At 59.0% G+C, this 19,383-nt stretch carries 18 protein-coding genes and 2 pseudogenes; 4 read left to right on the plus strand and 16 right to left on the minus strand.

Translation table 11 applies throughout. From position 1 onward, the window contains the following. Positions 1-840 precede the first annotated feature (840 nt). Positions 841-1,884 (plus strand): annotated as a pseudogene (gene nifA / locus EN808_RS19430) (nif-specific transcriptional activator NifA); the annotation flags it as partial. Between the two features lie 582 nt (positions 1,885-2,466). Continuing rightward, on the plus strand, positions 2,467-3,033 hold the full coding sequence (locus EN808_RS19435; protein WP_024505228.1) for a sugar O-acetyltransferase: 567 nt from the start codon (positions 2,467-2,469) through the stop codon (positions 3,031-3,033). 307 nt (positions 3,034-3,340) lie between these two features. Here EN808_RS19435 and EN808_RS19440 read toward each other — a convergent pair whose 3' ends face one another. The 15 genes from EN808_RS19440 to EN808_RS19505 all read right to left on the minus strand — a co-directional run bounded on the left by EN808_RS19440 (position 3,341) and on the right by EN808_RS19505 (position 14,842). Then, positions 3,341-4,234 (minus strand): SIR2 family protein, encoded by an 894-nt coding sequence (locus EN808_RS19440; protein ID WP_024505229.1) that lies wholly within the window; start codon positions 4,232-4,234, stop codon positions 3,341-3,343. Between the two features lie 34 nt (positions 4,235-4,268). After that, the gene (gene nifT, locus EN808_RS19445; protein ID WP_135916646.1) at positions 4,269-4,481 is read right to left on the minus strand and encodes a putative nitrogen fixation protein NifT; all 213 of its coding nucleotides are present in this window, start codon (positions 4,479-4,481) and stop codon (positions 4,269-4,271) included. Continuing rightward, positions 4,478-4,798, minus strand: coding sequence for a nitrogen fixation protein NifZ (locus tag EN808_RS19450; RefSeq protein WP_024505231.1), 321 nt, complete (start codon positions 4,796-4,798; stop codon positions 4,478-4,480). Before EN808_RS19450 ends, nifT begins: the two co-directional genes overlap by 4 nt. An 85-nt stretch (positions 4,799-4,883) precedes the next feature. After that, positions 4,884-5,078 (minus strand): 4Fe-4S binding protein, encoded by a 195-nt coding sequence (locus EN808_RS19455; protein WP_024505232.1) that lies wholly within the window; start codon positions 5,076-5,078, stop codon positions 4,884-4,886. A gap of 29 nt (positions 5,079-5,107) precedes the next feature. Then, positions 5,108-6,589 (minus strand): nitrogenase cofactor biosynthesis protein NifB, encoded by a 1,482-nt coding sequence (nifB, locus tag EN808_RS19460; RefSeq protein ID WP_024505233.1) that lies wholly within the window; start codon positions 6,587-6,589, stop codon positions 5,108-5,110. Positions 6,590-6,862: 273 nt separating this feature from the next. After that, positions 6,863-6,934: a helix-turn-helix domain-containing protein gene (locus EN808_RS36775; RefSeq protein WP_245467364.1), complete on the minus strand. Its 72-nt coding sequence runs from the start codon at positions 6,932-6,934 to the stop codon at positions 6,863-6,865. A gap of 700 nt (positions 6,935-7,634) precedes the next feature. After that, positions 7,635-8,216, minus strand: coding sequence for an alpha/beta fold hydrolase (locus EN808_RS19470; protein WP_287152319.1), 582 nt, complete (start codon positions 8,214-8,216; stop codon positions 7,635-7,637). Between the two features lie 396 nt (positions 8,217-8,612). Further along, positions 8,613-8,912 carry a ferredoxin family protein gene (locus EN808_RS19475; protein ID WP_024505235.1) on the minus strand — a complete coding sequence of 100 codons (300 nt, stop codon included), beginning with the start codon at positions 8,910-8,912 and terminating at the stop codon, positions 8,613-8,615. Between the two features lie 12 nt (positions 8,913-8,924). Then, entirely contained in the window at positions 8,925-10,229 is a 1,305-nt protein-coding gene (locus tag EN808_RS19480) for an FAD-binding protein (RefSeq protein ID WP_126080604.1), read from the minus strand. 10 nt (positions 10,230-10,239) lie between these two features. Further along, the gene (locus EN808_RS19485) at positions 10,240-11,349 is read right to left on the minus strand and encodes an electron transfer flavoprotein subunit alpha/FixB family protein (protein WP_126063815.1); all 1,110 of its coding nucleotides are present in this window, start codon (positions 11,347-11,349) and stop codon (positions 10,240-10,242) included. A gap of 16 nt (positions 11,350-11,365) precedes the next feature. After that, on the minus strand, positions 11,366-12,217 hold the full coding sequence (locus EN808_RS19490) for an electron transfer flavoprotein subunit beta/FixA family protein (RefSeq protein WP_126063816.1): 852 nt from the start codon (positions 12,215-12,217) through the stop codon (positions 11,366-11,368). A gap of 188 nt (positions 12,218-12,405) precedes the next feature. Then, entirely contained in the window at positions 12,406-12,783 is a 378-nt protein-coding gene (gene nifW / locus EN808_RS19495; RefSeq protein WP_024505239.1) for a nitrogenase stabilizing/protective protein NifW, read from the minus strand. 180 nt (positions 12,784-12,963) lie between these two features. After that, positions 12,964-14,175, minus strand: coding sequence for a cysteine desulfurase NifS (gene nifS / locus EN808_RS19500; protein WP_126063817.1), 1,212 nt, complete (start codon positions 14,173-14,175; stop codon positions 12,964-12,966). Between the two features lie 158 nt (positions 14,176-14,333). After that, the gene (locus EN808_RS36780; protein WP_165349961.1) at positions 14,334-14,504 is read right to left on the minus strand and encodes a hypothetical protein; all 171 of its coding nucleotides are present in this window, start codon (positions 14,502-14,504) and stop codon (positions 14,334-14,336) included. A gap of 17 nt (positions 14,505-14,521) precedes the next feature. Next, positions 14,522-14,842 carry an iron-sulfur cluster assembly accessory protein gene (locus tag EN808_RS19505; protein WP_029356570.1) on the minus strand — a complete coding sequence of 107 codons (321 nt, stop codon included), beginning with the start codon at positions 14,840-14,842 and terminating at the stop codon, positions 14,522-14,524. 586 nt (positions 14,843-15,428) lie between these two features. Between EN808_RS19505 and EN808_RS19510 the strand changes: the two are divergent. After that, positions 15,429-16,460 (plus strand): annotated as a pseudogene (locus tag EN808_RS19510) (ChuX/HutX family heme-like substrate-binding protein); the annotation flags it as partial. A gap of 261 nt (positions 16,461-16,721) precedes the next feature. Here the strand turns inward: EN808_RS19510 and EN808_RS19515 are convergent. Next, on the minus strand, positions 16,722-17,954 hold the full coding sequence (locus tag EN808_RS19515; RefSeq protein ID WP_126063819.1) for an MFS transporter: 1,233 nt from the start codon (positions 17,952-17,954) through the stop codon (positions 16,722-16,724). Between the two features lie 1,307 nt (positions 17,955-19,261). Between EN808_RS19515 and EN808_RS19520 the strand changes: the two genes are divergently transcribed. Beyond that, a partial coding sequence (locus tag EN808_RS19520) for a leucine zipper domain-containing protein (protein WP_245474027.1) occupies positions 19,262-19,383 on the plus strand: 122 nt, incomplete at its 3' end.

A 19,383-nucleotide genomic window follows, 5' to 3' on the forward strand; every position in this document is an offset into this window, starting at 1 on the left:
CGCAAGGTGCGCGTCGCCATGAGCAACGCCTTCGCCATGGGCGGTACGAACGCAGTTCTGGCATTCAGGCAGGTGTAGAAGCCATGCAAGACGCCTCATTTGAGGTCACCTGTCGTATCTAGCTGCTTGAGGGGCGGGGCATTGTGATACAGGGAGAGCTGTGGGGTCCCTCCTTCTCGGCCTCGACGATGTGGAAGGAGCCTGTGCGGCGAAACGGGCTAGACGCCCCCAGGCCCAGAACTTGGGCGAAACCAACTCCCACCAAAGGACAGCCGGTTTAGTAGCCGAACAATGAAACCTCGCTCGACGAGCCGCCGTCTCTACTGTCTCCGGCCTCACGCGGTTGAAGCGAACAGCGCAGCAGCTACTGTTCCGCACAACTCGGATGGCAATTGGGACAAGTCCGCACATGTCGTCACGTACGCTGAACGCCGCAGGTACAGCCAAACTGGGGCGGGGCGTTTCTGCCGTTTTGATAGAATTCTATCAAACTGACAATTTTCCTTGCATAAATGCAAGGAGAGCTCGGTTGACTCCCCTCCTTTCTTGTCAAGGATGAGTTTGCAGGCTGCGGTGCGGCAGAAGCCGGACAGAACAGCGACCGGTCGAGTAAAGGCCTGCGCAAACCGCATATTGCGAGCGCCCGCGCGGAGGAAGACGCTCGTCCTGGTGAAAGGCAACGATGCTCAGGCGCCATTGCCATTTGCCGAGGGCGTCCGCGCGCCGAAAATTTCGAAGCAACAAAGGTGAGATCGAGAATGATGATGACGAAATACAACACAGCTCACCGTCCAGTGCAGTTCTACCGGCGGGTGGCGGAGTGGGATGGGCTGCCAAATGGAACGTAAAAAGATCAGCAAGGAGATGCTTGGCGATAGTCAGGCGCTGCGCAAGCTGCGTGAGCACCTTGTCAAGGTGGCCAAGGCGAAGACTACGGTCCTGTTGCGAGGTGAATCCGGAACCGGTAAGGAGCTGGTTGCCAAAGCCATTCACGAGCTCTCGCCTCGCGCCAAGCAGCCCTTCATCAAGGTCAATTGCGCGGCGCTCACCGAGACGCTTCTGGAATCTGACTTGTTCGGTCATGAGAAGGGTGCCTTCACCGACGCGAGCAGTTTGCGCAAGGGGCGCTTTGAGGCTGCCGACAAAGGCACATTGTTTCTGGACGAGATTGGCGAAATATCAGGTTCGTTCCAGGCTAAGCTGCTGCGTGTCCTGCAGGAGCAGGAGTTTGAGCGCGTCGGCAGCAACCACACCATTAAAGTTGATGTTCGCGTGATTGCCGCAACGAACAGGGACTTGGAAACGGCAGTTCAACGCAAGGAGTTCCGGCAAGACCTCTATTATCGCATCAACGTCGTCACTTTACGCGTGCCGGCATTGCGCGAAAGGCGAGGTGATATTCCGCTCTTGGCCGCTCAGTTTCTCAAGAATTTCAATACTGAGAATGATCACACGCTGACCTTCGCTCCCGAAGCGATTGAGGTGCTAATGAACTGCGAATTTCCAGGCAACATCCGAGAGCTCGAAAACTGCGTTCAACGGACGGCAGTTCTGGCGACGGGTCCATCAATCCTCAGAACTGACTTTGCCTGTTACGCGGATCAGTGCTTGGCCGCGGCGCTGTGGAAGAACGGACCGCCGACGTCAGAGAAGTCGACTACGATCCAGCCTTCCGCCGCCTGTGCCGCCCCGCCCGTCGGCGACGGGCAAGCGCCGATAGGCCCTGCCACGAGTCGTGGTAGGGTGCCCGATGCCGATACGGTCATTGCTGCCATGGAAAAGTGTGGCTGGGTGCAGGCAAAGGCGGCGCGCCTGCTCGGTTTGACCCCGCGCCAGATCGGCTACGTGCTGAGAAAACGCGGTATCGAGATCAAGCGTCTCTGAAACAACCCGCCGAGCAAGAGCTGGAGCAGGTCAAGCATTGGTGCTCTGGCGAGCCCATCGGCCAGGCTTACGAAGTGGGTGTGAACAGCGCTGCCAAGATTCCGGCCGTGTGCTTTCTACCACGTAGTCATACTGGGGCTCTGCGACTGACAAACTAAAAAGGAGTAATCCTATGGCTAGTAACTTCGCTCTACACCGCAAGGCAAATCAATTCGACGTGCCTGGATCCAGAAATAATCGATGTATTATTGGTGACACGCCAGCATGCGTAGAGGCGACGCGCAGATCTCCGCTGGCGGGACCTGGTCGATACATTAGCTGATGGCTTACCGCTCGATATCACGCAATCTGAGATGGGCATGAAAGTGAGTTCGACCGCTGGACAGTTGCCGACCTCGTCAGGTATTGGCCCCTGCGACCGGTTGATCTGCGATATCCAAATTCGCGGAAGTTGGTCGAGACGAAACTGTCGCCCCGGCTCGTGACCGACCGCGCGCCCGGCAAGACCGAGTTACAAAGTTGCCGAGGCAGTTTGATGTGCGTTCCTGCATCACTGTACGGGACACGACCTGACGGGAGACTATGATGCGTAGCCAAAAAGAAAAGATGCTCGCAGGCGAGTTTTACAATGCGGCGGATCCGGAGATCCAAGCTGACCTGTTGGCCACCGGGGCTTGGCTCAAGCGGTACAATGATACGCTGGGGCAGACCACGGGGCATTGGCATGAGCTTTTGTCCGAGCGGCTGGGAGAGGTTGGGCGCGGAACGGTCATCCGTCCGCCCTTTTTTTGCGACTACGGATTCAATATCCGCATTGGAGCCAATGCCTACATCAACTTCAACTGCGTTATTCTTGACGTGGTAGAGGTCAAAATCGGGCAAGGAACGGCAATTGGGCCTGCTGTGCAGATTTATACCGCCGATCATCCACATGATGCCGAGCAGCGGCAGGCCGGCCTGCAGGTCGGGCGTCCTGTTCACATTGGCAGCCGTGTCTGGATCGGCGGTGGAGCAATCATTCTGCCTGGCGTCACGATTGGTGATAATGCAGTGGTAGGCGCTGGCTGCGTGGTCACACGAGATGTTCCCGCCGGGGCAAAGGTAGTGGGAATTCCTGCTCGCGTGGCCGACCCACATAAACAGGCATAATCAACCTCGTTGACCCTGGAGGTGCATGCGAACTGTCGAAACTGTGCCGAATTTTTGTCGAAGCCATTGAGCGCTGCATATGTTGTCGCGACTCGGGCGCTTCAGTTCTTTTGCCACGGGGGTCACAAGATCATGTGCGTAATGCCGCCGCAACGTGCTCACGTCCCGCAGCAGCGGACCCTTTCACATCGCCCAACGAATTCAGAGCCTACGTTGTGCTGCCACTAGCATTACTACTCACGAATGTATTCCCAACTGAGTTTTCGCCCTTGGAGGCAAGCAGCGACTCACCAGCAATCGCCGGCCATTAATCCTGGCTAGCATCGACCCCGACGAGGCGAGCCGCGGCGTTGCGGATCGGCATGTCGATGACCGTGATTGCGCCTTCGGCAAGGAAACGACGTTCGTTTCTGGTCAGCGTAGCCGAATCGATCACCGCAAAATGTGGGCCAGTGGAGCGCTTCATCAGCTGTCTGGCATATGTGCGCAGCATCTGATCGTTGAAGCGGCAGCCCACGAAGAAAAAACCCCGGTTGACGCGCCGTTGCTTCACCGCGTCCGGGATCGGCGTCTGGATATCAATTTCGGTTAGGACTTCGACGTAATCGGAATCAGCCACGAGGAAGTTTGCCGCCGGCCTGACGCTGCCGTGCGGCGCATAGAGCACCGTCCTAGCCACTTGTTCGGCCTCGAGTTCTGTTCCTGACAAATCGTAAGTTCTCGTCCAGATGTTACCGATTCCGGTCGCGCGCGTCGTTCCTTGTATCTCGACAACGTCTGTTTGGCCGGCCTCTGCAAGGGCTGCTCGCATGGCGCCATCGTACCAGCTGTCGATGATGACAGACAGTTGAAGGGTTGCGAGCCAGGCGTGAAGAACGGTCGGCTCGGCGGGGGCTGCGAATATCTCCGCCATCCACGCTTGGAGAGTCCGACGATGTCGGCGCTGCTCGATAAACTGCGCGACCGACCACATATTGGTGCGAATCCTGGAAGGGGCAGGCGCCCGCTTGTTGAGGGCCGCGGCGACATCTTCAGGGGTGCAAGGTACAGGTGATTCCGGTGGGTTAAGCTGCAGAAGACCAGGACCGAGATAGGGGATCACTCGATCGGCCTTGAGAGCGCCGTTCAGCAGGTCAATCAGTTTTTTGGCAAAACTGCCCCGGACGACGACGAGATGGTCCCAGCTCAGCATCGTGTTCATACGCGTTTCCTCTCCGCCACTGAACCCACCGGCATCAGGCCCCGTCGGAAATCTTCATCGCCTCGACGGTGATCGGCAAACGCGTGTCGCGCGGAAGGTGGGGCAGCATGAGCCGCCAACCGTTCCTGAGCGTCACGGTCCCGCCCCATAAGTCAGCGTTCTCAATCTCGGTGATCGGCTCTTCGAGATCCTTCTTGGGGACATAAGCCGACAAGCCAGTAGCGGTCCTGCGAATCATTACTTTCATCCGGCTGTTCCCCCGTTGGAAATGCCTTCAGCTCCGCAGGGAACCTCGACTTTGTCGAGGCTAATGAGTTCGCGCGCTCGCATGCCGACGACCGTGCCACGATCGATCCATTCGACCGCATAGATGAAGAATTGCTGGAGAAAGGTTCCAATGTCGCGCACGTAGCCTTCGTCGCCCTTCCGCACGAGGTTTTCGCCGATCTCCTTGCCGGGATAGGTGCCGTCGTTTTTTATGTGGCGTATCGCACGGACCCGCTCACCCTGCATGAACCGTGGCGGTCTGCCGATTTCGACCTCCTGTTCGCGTCTGGACCACATGCTGTCCATTCCTTTCTCGAGGCTTTTGTTGTGGTCGCGGGTTGCAGGCGTCGTCGTGCGGCGAACCCGACCGTTTCGGTAGGAATCAAGCGGGAACGCAGGTTTTCGGTACCGGACAGACCGACACGCATTGCTGCGTATCGAAGGCCTCCTTGCATTCGGTGCACTTGTTTGGATCGATCACATAGGCGTCGCCCTTGAACTTGATCGCTTCCGAAGGACATTCGAACTCGCAGGCCCCGCATTGGGTACATTGGGATGCGATGATCTTTAAAGCCATTCTAACTCCTGGTTATCGGACGAGACGGCTCAGGCCGTCGCCGCTAGTGGTCTGATCCCAAACTCTGCCGCGTAAAGTGCGCTGACTGCGGTCTCGATGTAGTCATGGCCATAGGCGTCGGTTACGCGCAGTCCAGCTCGCGAGAGTTGTTCCTTCGGGCGATTTCCGATCTTGGCGCATAGCACTATGTGTATGCCTTCGAGCGCTGCGATGACGCCCTCGAGGATGGCGTCTTCGCCCCCGCCTCCGAGGCAATACCGCTCGACCTTCCGATGCCCGACCAAGCTGATCCCTCTAGGCGAGACTTCATAAACCTGGAATTCCTTCGCGTGGCCGAAGTGTTCGTTGACCCGTCCACCTCCCTTAGTGGCCACCGCAACCAGAAGCGACTTTTCGGAGTCTGTTGCCTTGACCATACCGATGGCCTCGCTCCTCGCCGCCTCATGATCACGGCGCTCGTGTGCGACCACCTGCCGATAGGCCTGACGCTTGCCAGCATCGTAGGCGACATCGTCGGGAATCCCGTCCAGCGTGAATTCCTGGCCACGATCTTCACCGAGCAGGCCGACAGCATCTGCCCGGCACTGCCGGCAGTGGCGCATCAACTTGGCGCCACCTTCAAGTCGATCCTGAAGAGCCATCATCTCCATTGCCGTTGGGCCGCGCTGCCCGATGAGTCCGTAGTGGGTACCGTGCGCCGGGTCCGAAATCAGAGGCATCACGTTGTGCAGAAACGCGCCCCGCTCCCTGACCATTTTGTTCACCTCAAACAGGTGCTGGTCGTTCACTCCAGGAATCATCACCGAGTTGATTTTGGTGAGGATGCCGCGCGCGCTCAGCATCTCCAGGCCCAGCATCTGCCGCGCGTGCAAGATTCGAGCGGCTTCGATGCCGAAGTAGCGGCGATTTTCATAAAAGATCCATGGATAGATCTTCGCGCCGACTTCCGGGTCGACCATGTTGATGGTGACCGTCACGTGATCAACATTCATTTCGGCAAGCTCGGCGACATGGTCCGGCAGCACGAGCCCATTAGTGGAGACGCACAGCTTTATGTCGGGGATTTCCCTGATGACGCGGTCGAGCGTTGCCTTCGTTTTCTCCCAATCGTAACAGGCATCCCCCGGCCCAGCGATGCCAAGAACCGAAAGCTGCGGAACTTTGTTGGCAACGGCGATGACCTTGCGTAGCGCTTGGTCGGGCGTCAACTTCTCAGACACAACACCAGGCCGGCTCTCGTTGGCGCAATCGTATTTGCGATTGCAATAGTTGCACTGGACATTGCAAGCCGGCGCGACCGCCACATGCATACGCGCGAAATAATGATGCGCTTCCTCCGAAAAGCAGGGGTGATCCTTGATCCTTTCCCAAATAGCCGGATCCCCTTCGCCCGGGCTGGTCGGCGACGAGCCGTAGGAGGACGATGCGCAGCCACCGGATTTCGCGGCTGCCAGAAAACCCTCGGATGTCGTGCTAGTCGGCCCCTCAATCGAAACTGTCGGTGAGGACATCAAACGGCTCCGTTGCTGGTAACGTCGCGGTTCAAGGTGCAAGAGCCATACCAACTGAAAAAAGCGGCTTCAGTTCACTATTCGGGTCGATATCGCATTGTGTCAGGCCGGCGCGACACAATTTTGTCCTGCTTGCGACAGTGCAAGTCCAAATCCGTTCAGAAGCACGAAGCACTCCTTGTCGCGCACAGGGCGCGCAAGACCACTGGCCTGACGATTGGCTCATCAGGCTCTTAGAATTTCCTTCACCTCGATACTATGCCGGCGTATCGCCTAGCCGACTTGTCGCAGCTTGAGGCCGAGAATTCGAGCCGCATTAGCCTGAACCCAGCCGGCCTTCTCCATTGTGTCGATCAGCCGTCACGCTCCGTCCGCCGCGGTCTCAGCCCCCGTCCGGCCGTATCGTTAGAATCGCAAGTGGCTATCTCGTGTTCAGGGGGCGCCGATGCGCCGAACCGGCATCGTGCTGGCCCGTGAGAGCTCGTCGATGACATTGCCACGTTCCGAAAGATTGGTTCCTTCCAGAGGAGAACGCCAAGCACGCAGTTCTCCGGCTCGGACGTTGCCGGGGAAATAGCATTGCGAGATCAGCTCAACTGCCGACGGCGCAAAGCCATGGTTCTCCATATTTCAAGGGTAAGCGCTGTGTCCTTCCAGGAGGACCCGCGATCTGTGGGCCTGCCGATTCTGAGGTGGATCGGAGATCGGCTTGTGTCTGAACTTGAACTTACGATTGACCCTGAGCGGCAGCCTCGGCGTTTTCGAGGGTGATCAACGGCGCTGTTGGTCGGCGGCATTGGTCGATGGACGACAAGGCACGGAGTCATTCCGAGACCCTGGAGCCGACGCGGTGATCTCGGAGGTTGCCCGGCGCTACGGGCTGCGGCCGCGGCGGAACGCTCGCAAGCTTGCGACGTCGGCAGGACAGGCCACTCCCGCCTAGTGGTTTCGGTGGCGCCACCGGAACGACCCGTTGGGCCTATCCGTGCACCAGAGCTCAAGGCCACGGCCTGAGAATCGGCCGCCGCTCACCCTACTTGGTTCCTCAGCCGACTGCGCTAAGAAGGAGAGCAACTTCCGTCGGCGCGAGGATCATTGCGTCGTGGCCAGTGGCGAGTTCCTGCCACGCCCAGCCATCCTGCTTCGCGACCCATTCTCGCGCTCCCGCCATCGGCGGGTGGAGTGGATTAGTGCAGACGACATAGGTTCGGGGTCTGCCGTTGCCGAGCGGGTGCTCGAGCTTAAGTCCGCTTTCGTAGGTGCCTGCCGGATGCGGTGTTATCCGGCGCCGCACCCAGTCCGTGAGCGAGTGTCCCTCGGGAATGCCGAATGCTGTTGGCGGCGGAGTCGGCATGAAGATACCCCGTCCTTCCTCCGCAACCAATTTTCGACGGGCCGCGACGATGTCGGGGGGCATGGTGCTGAATACACTTTGACCGCTCTCGACGATGGCGCTGTCGAGATAAACGAGATGGCTGATATGGTCGGGTATCCGGTCGGCGGCGCCGGTGATGCTGATGCCGCCTAGACTGTGACCGACAAGGATCACATCGCTCAGCTCTTCCGTCACAATGTGGTTGACGATGTCGGTCACGAATGTGTCGGGCGTGATGTCCTTGCACAGCAAACGTGCGCGTTCGCCGACACCTGGTCGGCGTGGTCACGTGGCATCCCATCTTGCGAAGATTGGCAGCCACGTCCCGCCAACACCATCCGCCATGCCAGGCACCATGCACTAGCACATACGTCTTTGCCATGGGTTGTGCCGTTCCACTTGCTCACCGGCCGTTGTGGCTGCCATCCGGCACGATGGCCGGGCGTTGTCCCAAAGGGGCTCGACCACGTGACCGGTGGTAAGTCCGGCGCACAGGGCAGCGCCGTGGCCTGAGGACACCGCTAACGAGTCAAGGAAATTTGAATTGCGAAAGGCCAATATTCACTAGCTCTTTGCAAGTGGATGGAGAGGCTCATGGTGTGCCGCAGTTGCTCGCTGCCGGCATGCTCTTGGCACGGTCCCGGCTGATCATCCGAACTTGAACAGGACACCAAAGCCGCCGCGCGGATAGTTCCACTCGATGTCGCCGCCTTTCTCGCACAATATCCGGCAGGTGCCGCATTCCATGCAGCCGTCGGCGGTGATCTCGACTTGACCCTTGTCATTCAACTCATAGCATTTCGCCGGACAGACGTAGGTCAACGCAAGCAAGTTCGCGCTTGGCTTGTCGTGCGGTCGCACTATAATATGGGGGCGGCCGGAATCGACCAGATAGCGGTTCTGGTAAAGTTTGTCCTCGACACGAACCTTCGTCACTGCGATCGTCATCTTGTACCCTCTTCAGCGCCATGCCAATGCCAGGCGGACCGCGTCGCTGACCAACCCCCAGCGCGAGCGCGCGTTGATGAAGGCGGCCGTGGTGTTCTTTTCCTTCTCGATCTTCGGCGTGCCGTCGACACGCATGAAGTTCTGAGCGGCATGCGACATCAGCCGCGGATAGCTGTCAAAAAAGTTGCTGGAATTGGTGTGGAGCAAGGCTGGCATGTCCTTGTATTTCTTAAGATCCTTGATCACAAAGGAGTCATCCAGCATCGTCTTGTAGAGCGCAAGGTTCGCTTTGGTCATAGGACCGTTGCGGCTTTTGACTTTGATGATCGCCTCAGCCGCGACACGACCCGAGGTCATGGCAAGGTTCGAACCCTCACGGTGAATGGCATTGTTCAGTTGCGCTGCGTCGCCGACGATGACCCAACCGTCGCCGAAGAGCTGCGGAATGGCCTTGTAACCACCTTCGGGGATAAGATGGGCGGCATATTCTTTCACCTCCGAGCCAGCGATCAGCGGCCGGATCGAAGGATGGTTTTTCATCGCATCCAGGAGGGCGGACGGGCTCTCCATCGTCGCGGCGAAATCCGAGACCAGGCAGCCGATGCCGAGTGATATCGACTCCTTGTTGGTGTAAAGGAAGCCGAGCCCGGCCATGCTGCGAGAGATCGTGCCCACGGCCTCGATTACGCAGCCTTCATCGCCCTTGACCCCGAACCGCTGGCCAATGACCTCTTCGGGCAAGAAATGCATTTCCTTGACGGCAAGCGCCACGGTCTCCGGCTTCGGCATCTCGCGCAGGCCTGCGCGAGTGCCAAGCAATCCCGACACCCCTTCTGCGAGAACGACCACATTCGCGAAGACCACTCCGCCAGCCCGGTCTGTGCGGACGCCGATCACCTTGCCATTGCCATCACGGACGAGTTCCGTCGCGGTCGTCTCACACAGGACCGTCGCGCCAGCCTCGCGCACCTTGCGGGAAAACCATTTGTCGAACTGGGCGCGAATGATCGTGTAGCGGTTGGGTTTCGCCTCATTGAAGTCGTCCGACCGGTAATGAATTCCGGTGTGAGACGTGTCGTCCAACACCCAAAGTCGCTGTTCGACCAGGTGCCGCTCGAGGGGCGCATCATCCCGGAAGTCCGGGATGATCTTCTCCAGCATGTTCGCGTACATTATGGCACCCTGGACGTTCTTAGAGCCCGGATATTCCCCGCGCTCCAACTGCAGTACCTTCAGCCCCTGGCTTGCCAAAGTGTAAGCAGCTGCGTTTCCAGACATGCCGGCTCCGACCACTATGGCATCGAATTGTTCAATCATGTCCTCTCCCTCAACTCGCAAGCTTGTCTCGACTGTGCGGCGACAGCCGCCGGGTGAAGGCTTCCGTCAGTGCGGGCAGGAAGCGGATTGCATCCGTGACGATCCCGAGGTGGGCGAACTCGAAAATCGGCGCGTTCGGATCGGTGTTGATCGCGACGATGAGATCGGCCCCCTCGACCCCAACTCGGTGCTGGATGGCGCCGGAAATTCCGGCCGCGATGTAAAGCTTCGGTCGAATGGTCTTGCCAGTTTGTCCAATCTGTCGATCAGCCGGCATCCAGCCCTTCTGGACCAAGGGGCGCGAACAGCCATGCTCGGCGCCGATCGCTCGGGCAAGATTCTTCACAAGCTGAAGGTTCTCCGCCGCTCCGAGACCGAGGCCTCCCGCAACCACGACATCCGCATAGGCAAGATTTGCCATTGCCGACTGGTTATCCGGTAGGAAGCCGAGGACTTTGGTGACGATATCGTCCTCAACGAGCGACAGCTTGTGCCGCATGACACGCCCGACCGGCTTATCCACCCGTTGCGGCATAGGCATGACCCTTGGTCGCACCGTCGCCATTTGCGGCCGGTAATTTAGTGTATAGATCGTACACAACAATGAGCCACCAAAAGTCGGACGGGTCGCGGCGAGTGAACCGTCGGAATCTACATCAAGTTCGGTGCAGTCGGCCGTGAGCCCCGTCTGCAGGGTCGTCGCTACCGAGCCTGCAAGATCCCTGCCCAGTGTGGTCGCGCCGAGAAGGAGGATTTCGGGTTTATGGGTATTGACCAGATCCGTGAGCGCCTTGGCGAACGGCTCGTTCCGGTAGTCGGCGAGCGGCGGCGCATCGACGATGTAGACAAGATCCGCCCCGTAAGCGAAGGCCTCGGCAACAGCGTCCTCGACCATCTCGCCCGGCGGTCCCAGCACGACGCCCGCGAGCTGGACTTCAAGCTTGTCGGCCAATTTGCGGCCTTCGCCCAGCAGTTCGAATGATACAGGATGCACATTGCCGCGTTCGAGCTCGAGGAAGACCCACACGTGCCGGTAGTCTTTGAAATGGTCGGGAAGTTCTTTCTTTACACCGGCACGGCCGGGGGCAATGCGAGGGGTGGTTTGGCTTGCGGTCGACATTTTCTGCTCCTGGCCGTCACGTGCCGCTGTTGAAGGCCAGCTCATGTTCCAGCGCCGGCCGGCGGGTTAAGATATCGGCGATGAGTTCATCGGCTATGTCCTGCAAGCCCCTTTCCGCGGTGTCGATCTGCGCCGCCCTTTCTGCCCGTGCGGTGGGGGCGAAAACACGCTTGACGACTGTAGGCGAGCCACGCAGACCGCACCGGGTGAGATCGTCAATGCCGGCGTCGGCTGCAGTCCACTTCACGACTTGCCTGCGCGCCGCACACAGAGCCTGCTGGAGCGAGCCCCGGCGGATTTCGTTGGTGTCTTCCAGCATGGTAATGAGGCAAGGGAGTCTGCTCTTCAGCAACTGGGTGCCGCCTTCGGCGCGACGCGCGACTTCGATCTCTCGCGTATCGAGATCGATGGAGGCAATCTTCGCGACATAGGTAAGTTGCGATAAATCTAGGCGCTTGGCTATGCCCGGTCCGACCTGGGCGGTATCGCCGTCAATCGTCTGCTTGCCGGTGAAGACGATGTCCGGCCTGCCGAAAGTCTCCCCAATTTTTGCGATTGCTTGCGAAAGAGCAAAGGAAGTCGCCAGCGTATCGGATCCGGCAAAATAGCGGTCCGTCAAGAGAACTGCTCGGTCAGCACCGTAACCGAGCGCCTTTCGCAGCGAGTCCTCCGCCATGGGCGGACCCATTGTGAGCACAGTAACCTCGCCACCATGAACGTCGCGCAGTTTGAGCGCTTCTTCGAGGGCGAACAGGTCGTAAGGATTGATGATGGTCGGAACACCCTGACGCATGATCGTGTTCGTCACCGGGTGCACGCGGATCTGTGCCGAATCCGGCACCTGCTTGATGCAGATTACGATATGCATTGGCGGTTTCTCTAAGCTCCCAGTCCGGATTCGTGCTTGGCGGTTCGCCTCATTGCCTGCATCGTTCATGCCAAGTCGTCTTCCTGCCTCTATTCCAGAAGGTGGCTTCGTTTGCTTCCGAGGAGGCGTCATGAGGACTGGATTTGTCGACTTCTCGACATTGTCGCGTCGCAGCCGTGTCGGGCTCATTACTTTCCGAACCGCTTCAGTGCAGAGTCGAGCGGGACGAAGGCGCGGCCAGGTGCGGGACATATGTTTGGATCGTGGTCCCTTAGCACCTTGAACACACGTTGCGTGAGCGGCGAGGAAGTCGCGAAATCTTCGTAGGCGCGTTCCAGCTTGGCGCGCACCCGCGCGGCGATTACCTGGTTAGGCAGACCGGAGAAATCTTCTTCGGCAAGGTATTGGCCCACGCGCTTCATGATATGGAGCCGCGAGACATTCATCACTTTCGGGTCGTAGGAGACGCCAAGGCAGGCGAAGAAGTCCTCCGCGGCCGACAGGCCCTTCAGTCGCGCTAGGATATCGGTGCGATCGATCGGGCGGCTATCAGCGGAGCAGTTCATTGTATTCTCCCGGCGCGTAATTGTGGTGTCGATGCATTGGTGACATTGCTGACGGCGTGCCGACCTCTGGCACGGCGGCTGGGCAAGAGACTTGGCGATCTCAAGCTTTTCTGAAGTGGTGAAGGCGACCCCGAGTTTGACTGCTCTCCATTGCGCAGGGTCGTCACGTTGAGGAAGACCTCACGGCTCGTCGGCTATTGTGCCGCTCGGACCCGGGCCGGAATGAAGCTGTTCTGCACCTCGCCCGCACAGTCCAGCACTGGGAACGGCCCGTAGCTTCTCGGTGATCGCAGGCAGGACCTCAAGCACGCGGTCTACGTCATCTTCGCCGTTGTCACGCGACAAGGAGAAGCGGACTGCCCCACATGCCGCGTTCATAGCGATCAGAACATGGCTCGGTTCCAGTGAGCCAGAGGCACAGGCGGACCCGGCGGAACAGGCGATTCCCAGCCGGCTCAGGACAATTGGAATTGCATCGCCTTCGATACCTTCGAATCCAATGTTTGCAGTGTTTGGCAATCGCTCTTGCGGATCGCCGTTGATGGATGTGTTTGGGATGCGCTGGATGATCCCGTTCTCAAGGCGGTCGCGCAACCATTTTATTCGTTTTGTCTCGTCCATGAATTTCAAGGCGAGTTCGGCCGCCATGCCCAGTCCGACTATGCCGGGTGTGTTTTCAGTGCCTGCACGCCGGTCGCGCTCTTGGTGCCCACCCTTGATCATGGAGGAGAAGCGCACGCCACGTCTTACATAAAGCGCGCCTATCCCCTTTGGACCATGCAGCTTGTGGGCGGAGAGCGACAGCATGTCGATCGCGGTCGATTTCAGCTCAATCGGAAGCCTTCCGACCGCCTGCACTGCATCAGTGTGGAAAAGCGCGCCGACTTCCCTGGCTAGATCGGCAAGCTTAACCACGGGAAAGATCGTACCGGTCTCATTGTTCGCCCACATTATCGAGACGATTGCCACTTGTGGAGTGAGAGCGGTTCTGTAGGCGTCCAGGTCGAGCCGGCCGTGGTGATCGACTGGGATAATGTGCACCTTGACGCCGCGCGTCTTTTCAAGGTGCGCGCACAACTTCAGAACGGCCGGATGTTCAACCGCGGAAGTCACTATTTCCGTTCGGTCGGGCATCACCTCCAGCGCCGAAAGGATGGCTGTACTGTCGCTTTCAGTCCCGCCCGAGGTGAAGATGATCTCGTCCTCGAATCCCGCGCCGATGAGGGCTTGCAACTGTTGCCTCGCCTTTCTCACGGCTTCAGCAACCGATGCGCCATAGGCGTGCATGGACGAATGATTGCCAAATTGCTCCGTAAAGAAAGGCAACATCGCTCCAACGACTGCAGGATCAACCCGCGTCGTTGCGTTGTTGTCGAGATAGACAGGGTTCATGGGAGTGATCCTTCAACTGCTGAAATGATTCAAGGGTAGGCGGGCCATTGAACCTCTGGCGCATATCGTATCTGGTAAGGTGGGCGGCCGGGCGAGCGATGGCTTGGCTGACCGGTCGCTGTCGACATTGCCCTTTGGTGGCGGCATCTGCCGGGAATTCAGCTGTTTCGGGCAATTTTGTTTGCTTGCCCACGGCAACGATCGATGATCGCGATTTGGCGCATCACCGAACGCAATTGTTCCGGGCCGACAGTGCGTGTCGGCCGGTTCCAGAGCGCCGGCGGTGCCGGTTCGACGCAGTATTCCTTGGCGTCGCTATAGTCGAACATAGCCTGTTCCCTCGCAATCATTTGCAGGACTTGCCGCAGCCGCACGTCTCACGCGCATTGGGGTTATCGAAAACAAAGCCGGATGTTTCGAGCCCAGTGACGAAGTCCACGGTCATGCCGGCTGCATGGGGTTGGGAGCCTCTATCCATGAACACCTTGAGCCCATCTCGCTCGATGATCGCATCGCCCTCACGTGAGACGCTCTCCAGGCCCATTGAGTATTGGAAGCCGGCGCAGCCGCCGGCATGGACCATGATGCGAAATCCTTCCGCCGGCTCGCTGGCGCGGTAAAGAGCGGCCTTGATGGCGGCAACAGCGTTGTCGGTGAGCGTAATCATGGCTCGATTTCTCCTCGGTCCGACGTTTTCGCGGATCATCTCGCATGGACCGTGCCAAAGGGAAGACGTGTCAAAAACCGTAGGACATCCCGACGTCTCTTATGCTCGATTGCTGGGGAGACGTCCGACAACCGACACTTACTGTCGGATTTGTCGCGTCCGCGTCACAGGAAGGGCGCCTGAGTTCGCGATGCACTCACGCGTAAAGCAATGAACAGAGCCAAAGATGTTCAGAGCTTGCCGCGGAGCAACTGGCACGATTTTTGTGAAGCCTTCGTTGCGGCGGCAAAATTGCCGGCCGATTCACCTTTGGGTTGCCCTCGCAATCGAAGAACGAAGGAGAGCAATATGATCCATCAGACCCGCCTTGAGTGGGAAAGCAGCACCGCCGGTGGTACCCGAATGCTCGATCGGCCGATTGGCGCCGACCACCCAACAATCGCTCTCTACCGGCGATTGGCCGCTGACCGCCCGGAGACAGGATTCGACTGGCATGTGCCTGACGATCGATCGCGTCCGCCGTGCACACCCCTGAGGCCCGTTTTTCGATCGATCGTCAAAAGAAGAACGGGGCAGGGGTAAAAACATGGATCAGCGCAAGAAGCGGTCGCCCAACGAAATCCGGCGTGCGTGGGAAGTCTGTCCGAACATTCCCGCGCGTGATTTCGCAGCCCAATTGGCCATTTCGGAAGCGGAACTGGTCGCGGCCCATTGCGGTTTCGGCGCGGCACGCATCGACCCGCGCGTCAATCACGTTCTGACGGGCCTCGAATTCGTGGGCGAAGTGACGGCGCTGACCCGCAATCAAGGTGCCGTGCACGAAAAGATTGGCGTCTTCAACAGAGTGATAACCGGCAACAATCACGCCATGGTCCTTGGTGACGAATTCGACCTTCGCGTCTTCCCGCAAGCTTGGAGGTATGGTTTCGCTGTTGAAAGGCGCCATCGCGGCGGAATCCAGCGCAGTTTGCAATTCTTCGACGCCACCGGCGCAGCAGTGCATAAGGTGCATCTCAGGCCGGTCTCCAACCTTCATGCCTATCGAAAGCTGGTGGCCGAGCTCGTATCCGCCAACCAGGAGCCGACCATGTCGCTTAAGGCGAGAGTAGCCGACCTGGGCGCGAGGACTGCGGACTGGGCCGGCACGGTGGACGACCTACGCGAGCACTGGAGCCGGCTGACTGACGTCAACCTTCTAAAGACGCTCAAGCTCAGCCGCTGCCAGGCTTTGCGCATGGTCGGCCAGGATTACGCTTGGCTGCTCGACAATGCCGCAGTTGGCGCCGTGCTCCAGCGTGCGGCCGAAGACGAATTGCCGATCATGTGCTTCGTCGGCAACCGAGGTTCTATCCAGACCCATTCCGGCTTAATCAAGTCGGTCAAGCAGATCGGGCCGTGCATCCATGTGCTGGACGAAACGTTCCGGCTGCATCTCAGGACCCACCAAATCCGTGAGGTTTGGGCCGTGCGCAAGCCGACCAATGACAGTCACGTCACCTCGCTCGAAGCATATGGGTCCGACGGCAAGATCATCATCCAGTTGTTCGGTGCGCGCAAGGAAGGCGAACGCGAGCGCGACGACTGGCGGGTTCTGGCGGAAAACCTGCCTCGTTTCCCCGACAGCTACATGAGAAAAGACCGATCGTCGTCGGTGGGACGCCGGCGCCCATCTGCCTCCGCAGCCAGTAGCCGGGCATTGAAGCCGAGACCGGGGACACGATGACGCAATAAGCGCGCTGTATTATCGCAACGCGATGAGCAGGAAGCAATTTGGCGCTGCCCCATCGACCGCATGGTTACGACGAAGCCGCGGCCTTTGGGCCGAGCTCAGAGGTGGCAATAGCGTGAACGCCGCCGACCGTCACTCCCCACCAGGCGGTCAGGTTTTGCGGTTCGGGCCGAGCAAAAATACTGTCAAGACAGCGAGGAACGTGGCAACCGCGCTGTAGACAAAGACACTGGCAATACCCGTGTGATCCACCAATAGGCCACCGAAAGTTGTGCCGGCTGCGATGGCCACTTGGAAGGTTATGACCATCAGTACACCAGCGCTCTCGGCCTGTTTCGGAGCGGCGCGTAGCACCATCCATGTCTGCAATCCGACCGGGACCGCGCCAAAAGCAAAGCCCCATACGGCAACTGCAATTGCCGAGGTCAAGGCCGATGCTCCCATAGTCAGGAGCGAGACAGCGGCTACGGCAATGAGCAGGGGCGGCAGGGCCGCGACCGCCTTGAGACTGTGTTTGGTGAGGAATGCGCCGGCTAAATTGCCGAAGACGCCGGCCGTGCCAAAAGCAAGGAACACGAGCGGGATTGACTTCTTTTCGAGCGCAGGAACGCTCTCGAGAAAGGCGCGGATGTAGGCGAAGCTGGCAAAATGGCCGGAAGCGACCAATAGCACGACTAGCACCGCAACCTTCATCGCCGGATTCTTCGCGACATCCAGCGGACTGCGGAATCTGCGCACTTCGATCGGAGGCAGTGGCGGAATGGTTACGAGTTGCACGAGCAGCGCAACGGCACTCACGATTGCGGCGACCTTGAACGAGGCTCGCCATCCCCAAATGTCACCGACATAAGCGCCGATTGGAGCCGCGCAGACGGAGGCGACAGAAACGCCGGTGAGGATGATCGACATGGCGCGCGGCATGAGGTGACTTGGAACCAGCCGCATCGCCAACGCTGCCGAAATAGACCAAAAACCACCAAGCGATATGCCAAGGACGACGCGTGCCGCCAGCAAAACCGGCAGCGACCCCGCAACCTCTGCCAGAACGTTCGACAGGATCAGCAGGAGCGTCATCGCCCAGATGACGACCCTGCGGTCCAGACGCTTTGTCACGATGGCGATTATCGGTGCCGAGATCGCCGCGACGATTGCGGTCGCTGTTAGCGCCTGTCCAGCCGTGCCCGTGGTGATACGGAGATCATGCGCGAGCGGTGTCAGAACGCTGGCGGGCAGAAACTCTGCCGTCACAAGCCCGAAGGTGCCGAAGGAAAGCGAAATGATGGCACCCCATGCAGGGCCAGAACGTTGATAGGGACTTTCTGGGTCAAGCCGATCTCGGTCGAACAAAGCCGCGTCCACTAAATCTGTCGCCGATTCGGTCATGAATGAGTTCTCCGGCTAGGAGCTGTTGCAGCAGGGGTGGCTACATCGCCGGGGATCAAAGCCGCGAGACCTTCCGGCGGCGGCCAGTCGGCATCAGTCGAGGCCTCGGCGCCCGACGCATCCGAGGCCTCATCGGAGGGCCGACGGACCCAACCGTCGACAATGCGGGAGAGTTCTCGGCGCGGTCGCATCGATCGCATTCGTCGAAGTGCGGTCTGTTCACTGCGAACCAAGCAAGCCGAACGCGGTGTCCTCGATCGAGGCCTTGATGGGGGGATGATCGACGATCTCTATATTGCTTTGAAGCAGGAAGTTCCGTCGCCATATGTGGTTATCCTGGCAGCCAGAATTGAGCGGTTGTCGCAAGCACCAAGGCGGTCGCAATGAGTGCAACGAGGCGGAAGTCTGATCGATGGCTGCGGTTCGATGGCCGCGCGATCGACAAAATTGAGGTGATGAGTTATCCCTTTTGAAGCCGTTGCTCCCAATTCTGGGATAAGGTAATTGCAGGCGGTCCCAGCAACGTCGGGCGGCCTTTTTGGTGATCGAATTCATGGGACGACACTCTCGGTCCGTGACGCATCTGCGAATGACTCCGCAAGTTCCGTGCCATCAACGACAAATCTGGCTCTGCTGAGCGGGTGGTGGAGGCACGAGCGTGGGCTATCCCAAGAGCTTGCCGCAAGGTTGTTCGAAGTTGAGGTGCCGGATAGACCGCAAATATGTCGGGCGGCCTGGGGTTGGCCAACACGAAGATGCGCAAGTTCAAAAGGACGAGCTGAACCCTTGCCGATATCCATCCGAGGCTGATCTGGAGAAGGTCAAGAACTGCGTCTTGAAGGCTTCCGCCGCACCGGCAAATGCTAAGCCAAGGTGCTGGGCAAGATGGACAGGGCCATCCAACCCGTCGACTGGACGCTCATTAATGGCGTCGGTGTGGCTCTGTAGCTGGCGAGAAAAACGCCCTGCTGAAAGACAAAAGCTCGTGTGGCCGGCTCTGAAGGACGGCCAGTGAGGCAGGCGAGGAGAGGCTATAGCCCATTCGTGTAGACTGATCTTGTCCCACGGAGGCGGCTAACCACCCCGCCAGACATCATCGAGGGGAGCGCCACTAGGCTTACCCCAAGTGTTGGTCATTTCCACCTGGGTGACCTCGGCCAAGTCACCAAGCCGCTTAGAGCAAGCTTTCGAACTGGATGCTCCCCGGGCACATGATCGGCTAGCTGTGAGCTTTCGGGAGGTTGTCCATTCGGACCGGACCGAGGAGACTGGAGTTACCACGCTTCAGCATCCATCGGAGGATCCGAATGAACATCCATAAGAATGCCCGTCTCACACCGCTGCGTCGAGAGGAGATGGCGCTGTCGGTGATAGAAGGCGCTTTCTCCAAAGCCCATGCGGCGCGTGTCTACGGCGTGTCGGCCAAGAT

This window comes from Mesorhizobium sp. M8A.F.Ca.ET.165.01.1.1 (assembly GCF_004792065.1).
Taxonomy (GTDB): Bacteria; Pseudomonadota; Alphaproteobacteria; order Rhizobiales; family Rhizobiaceae; genus Mesorhizobium.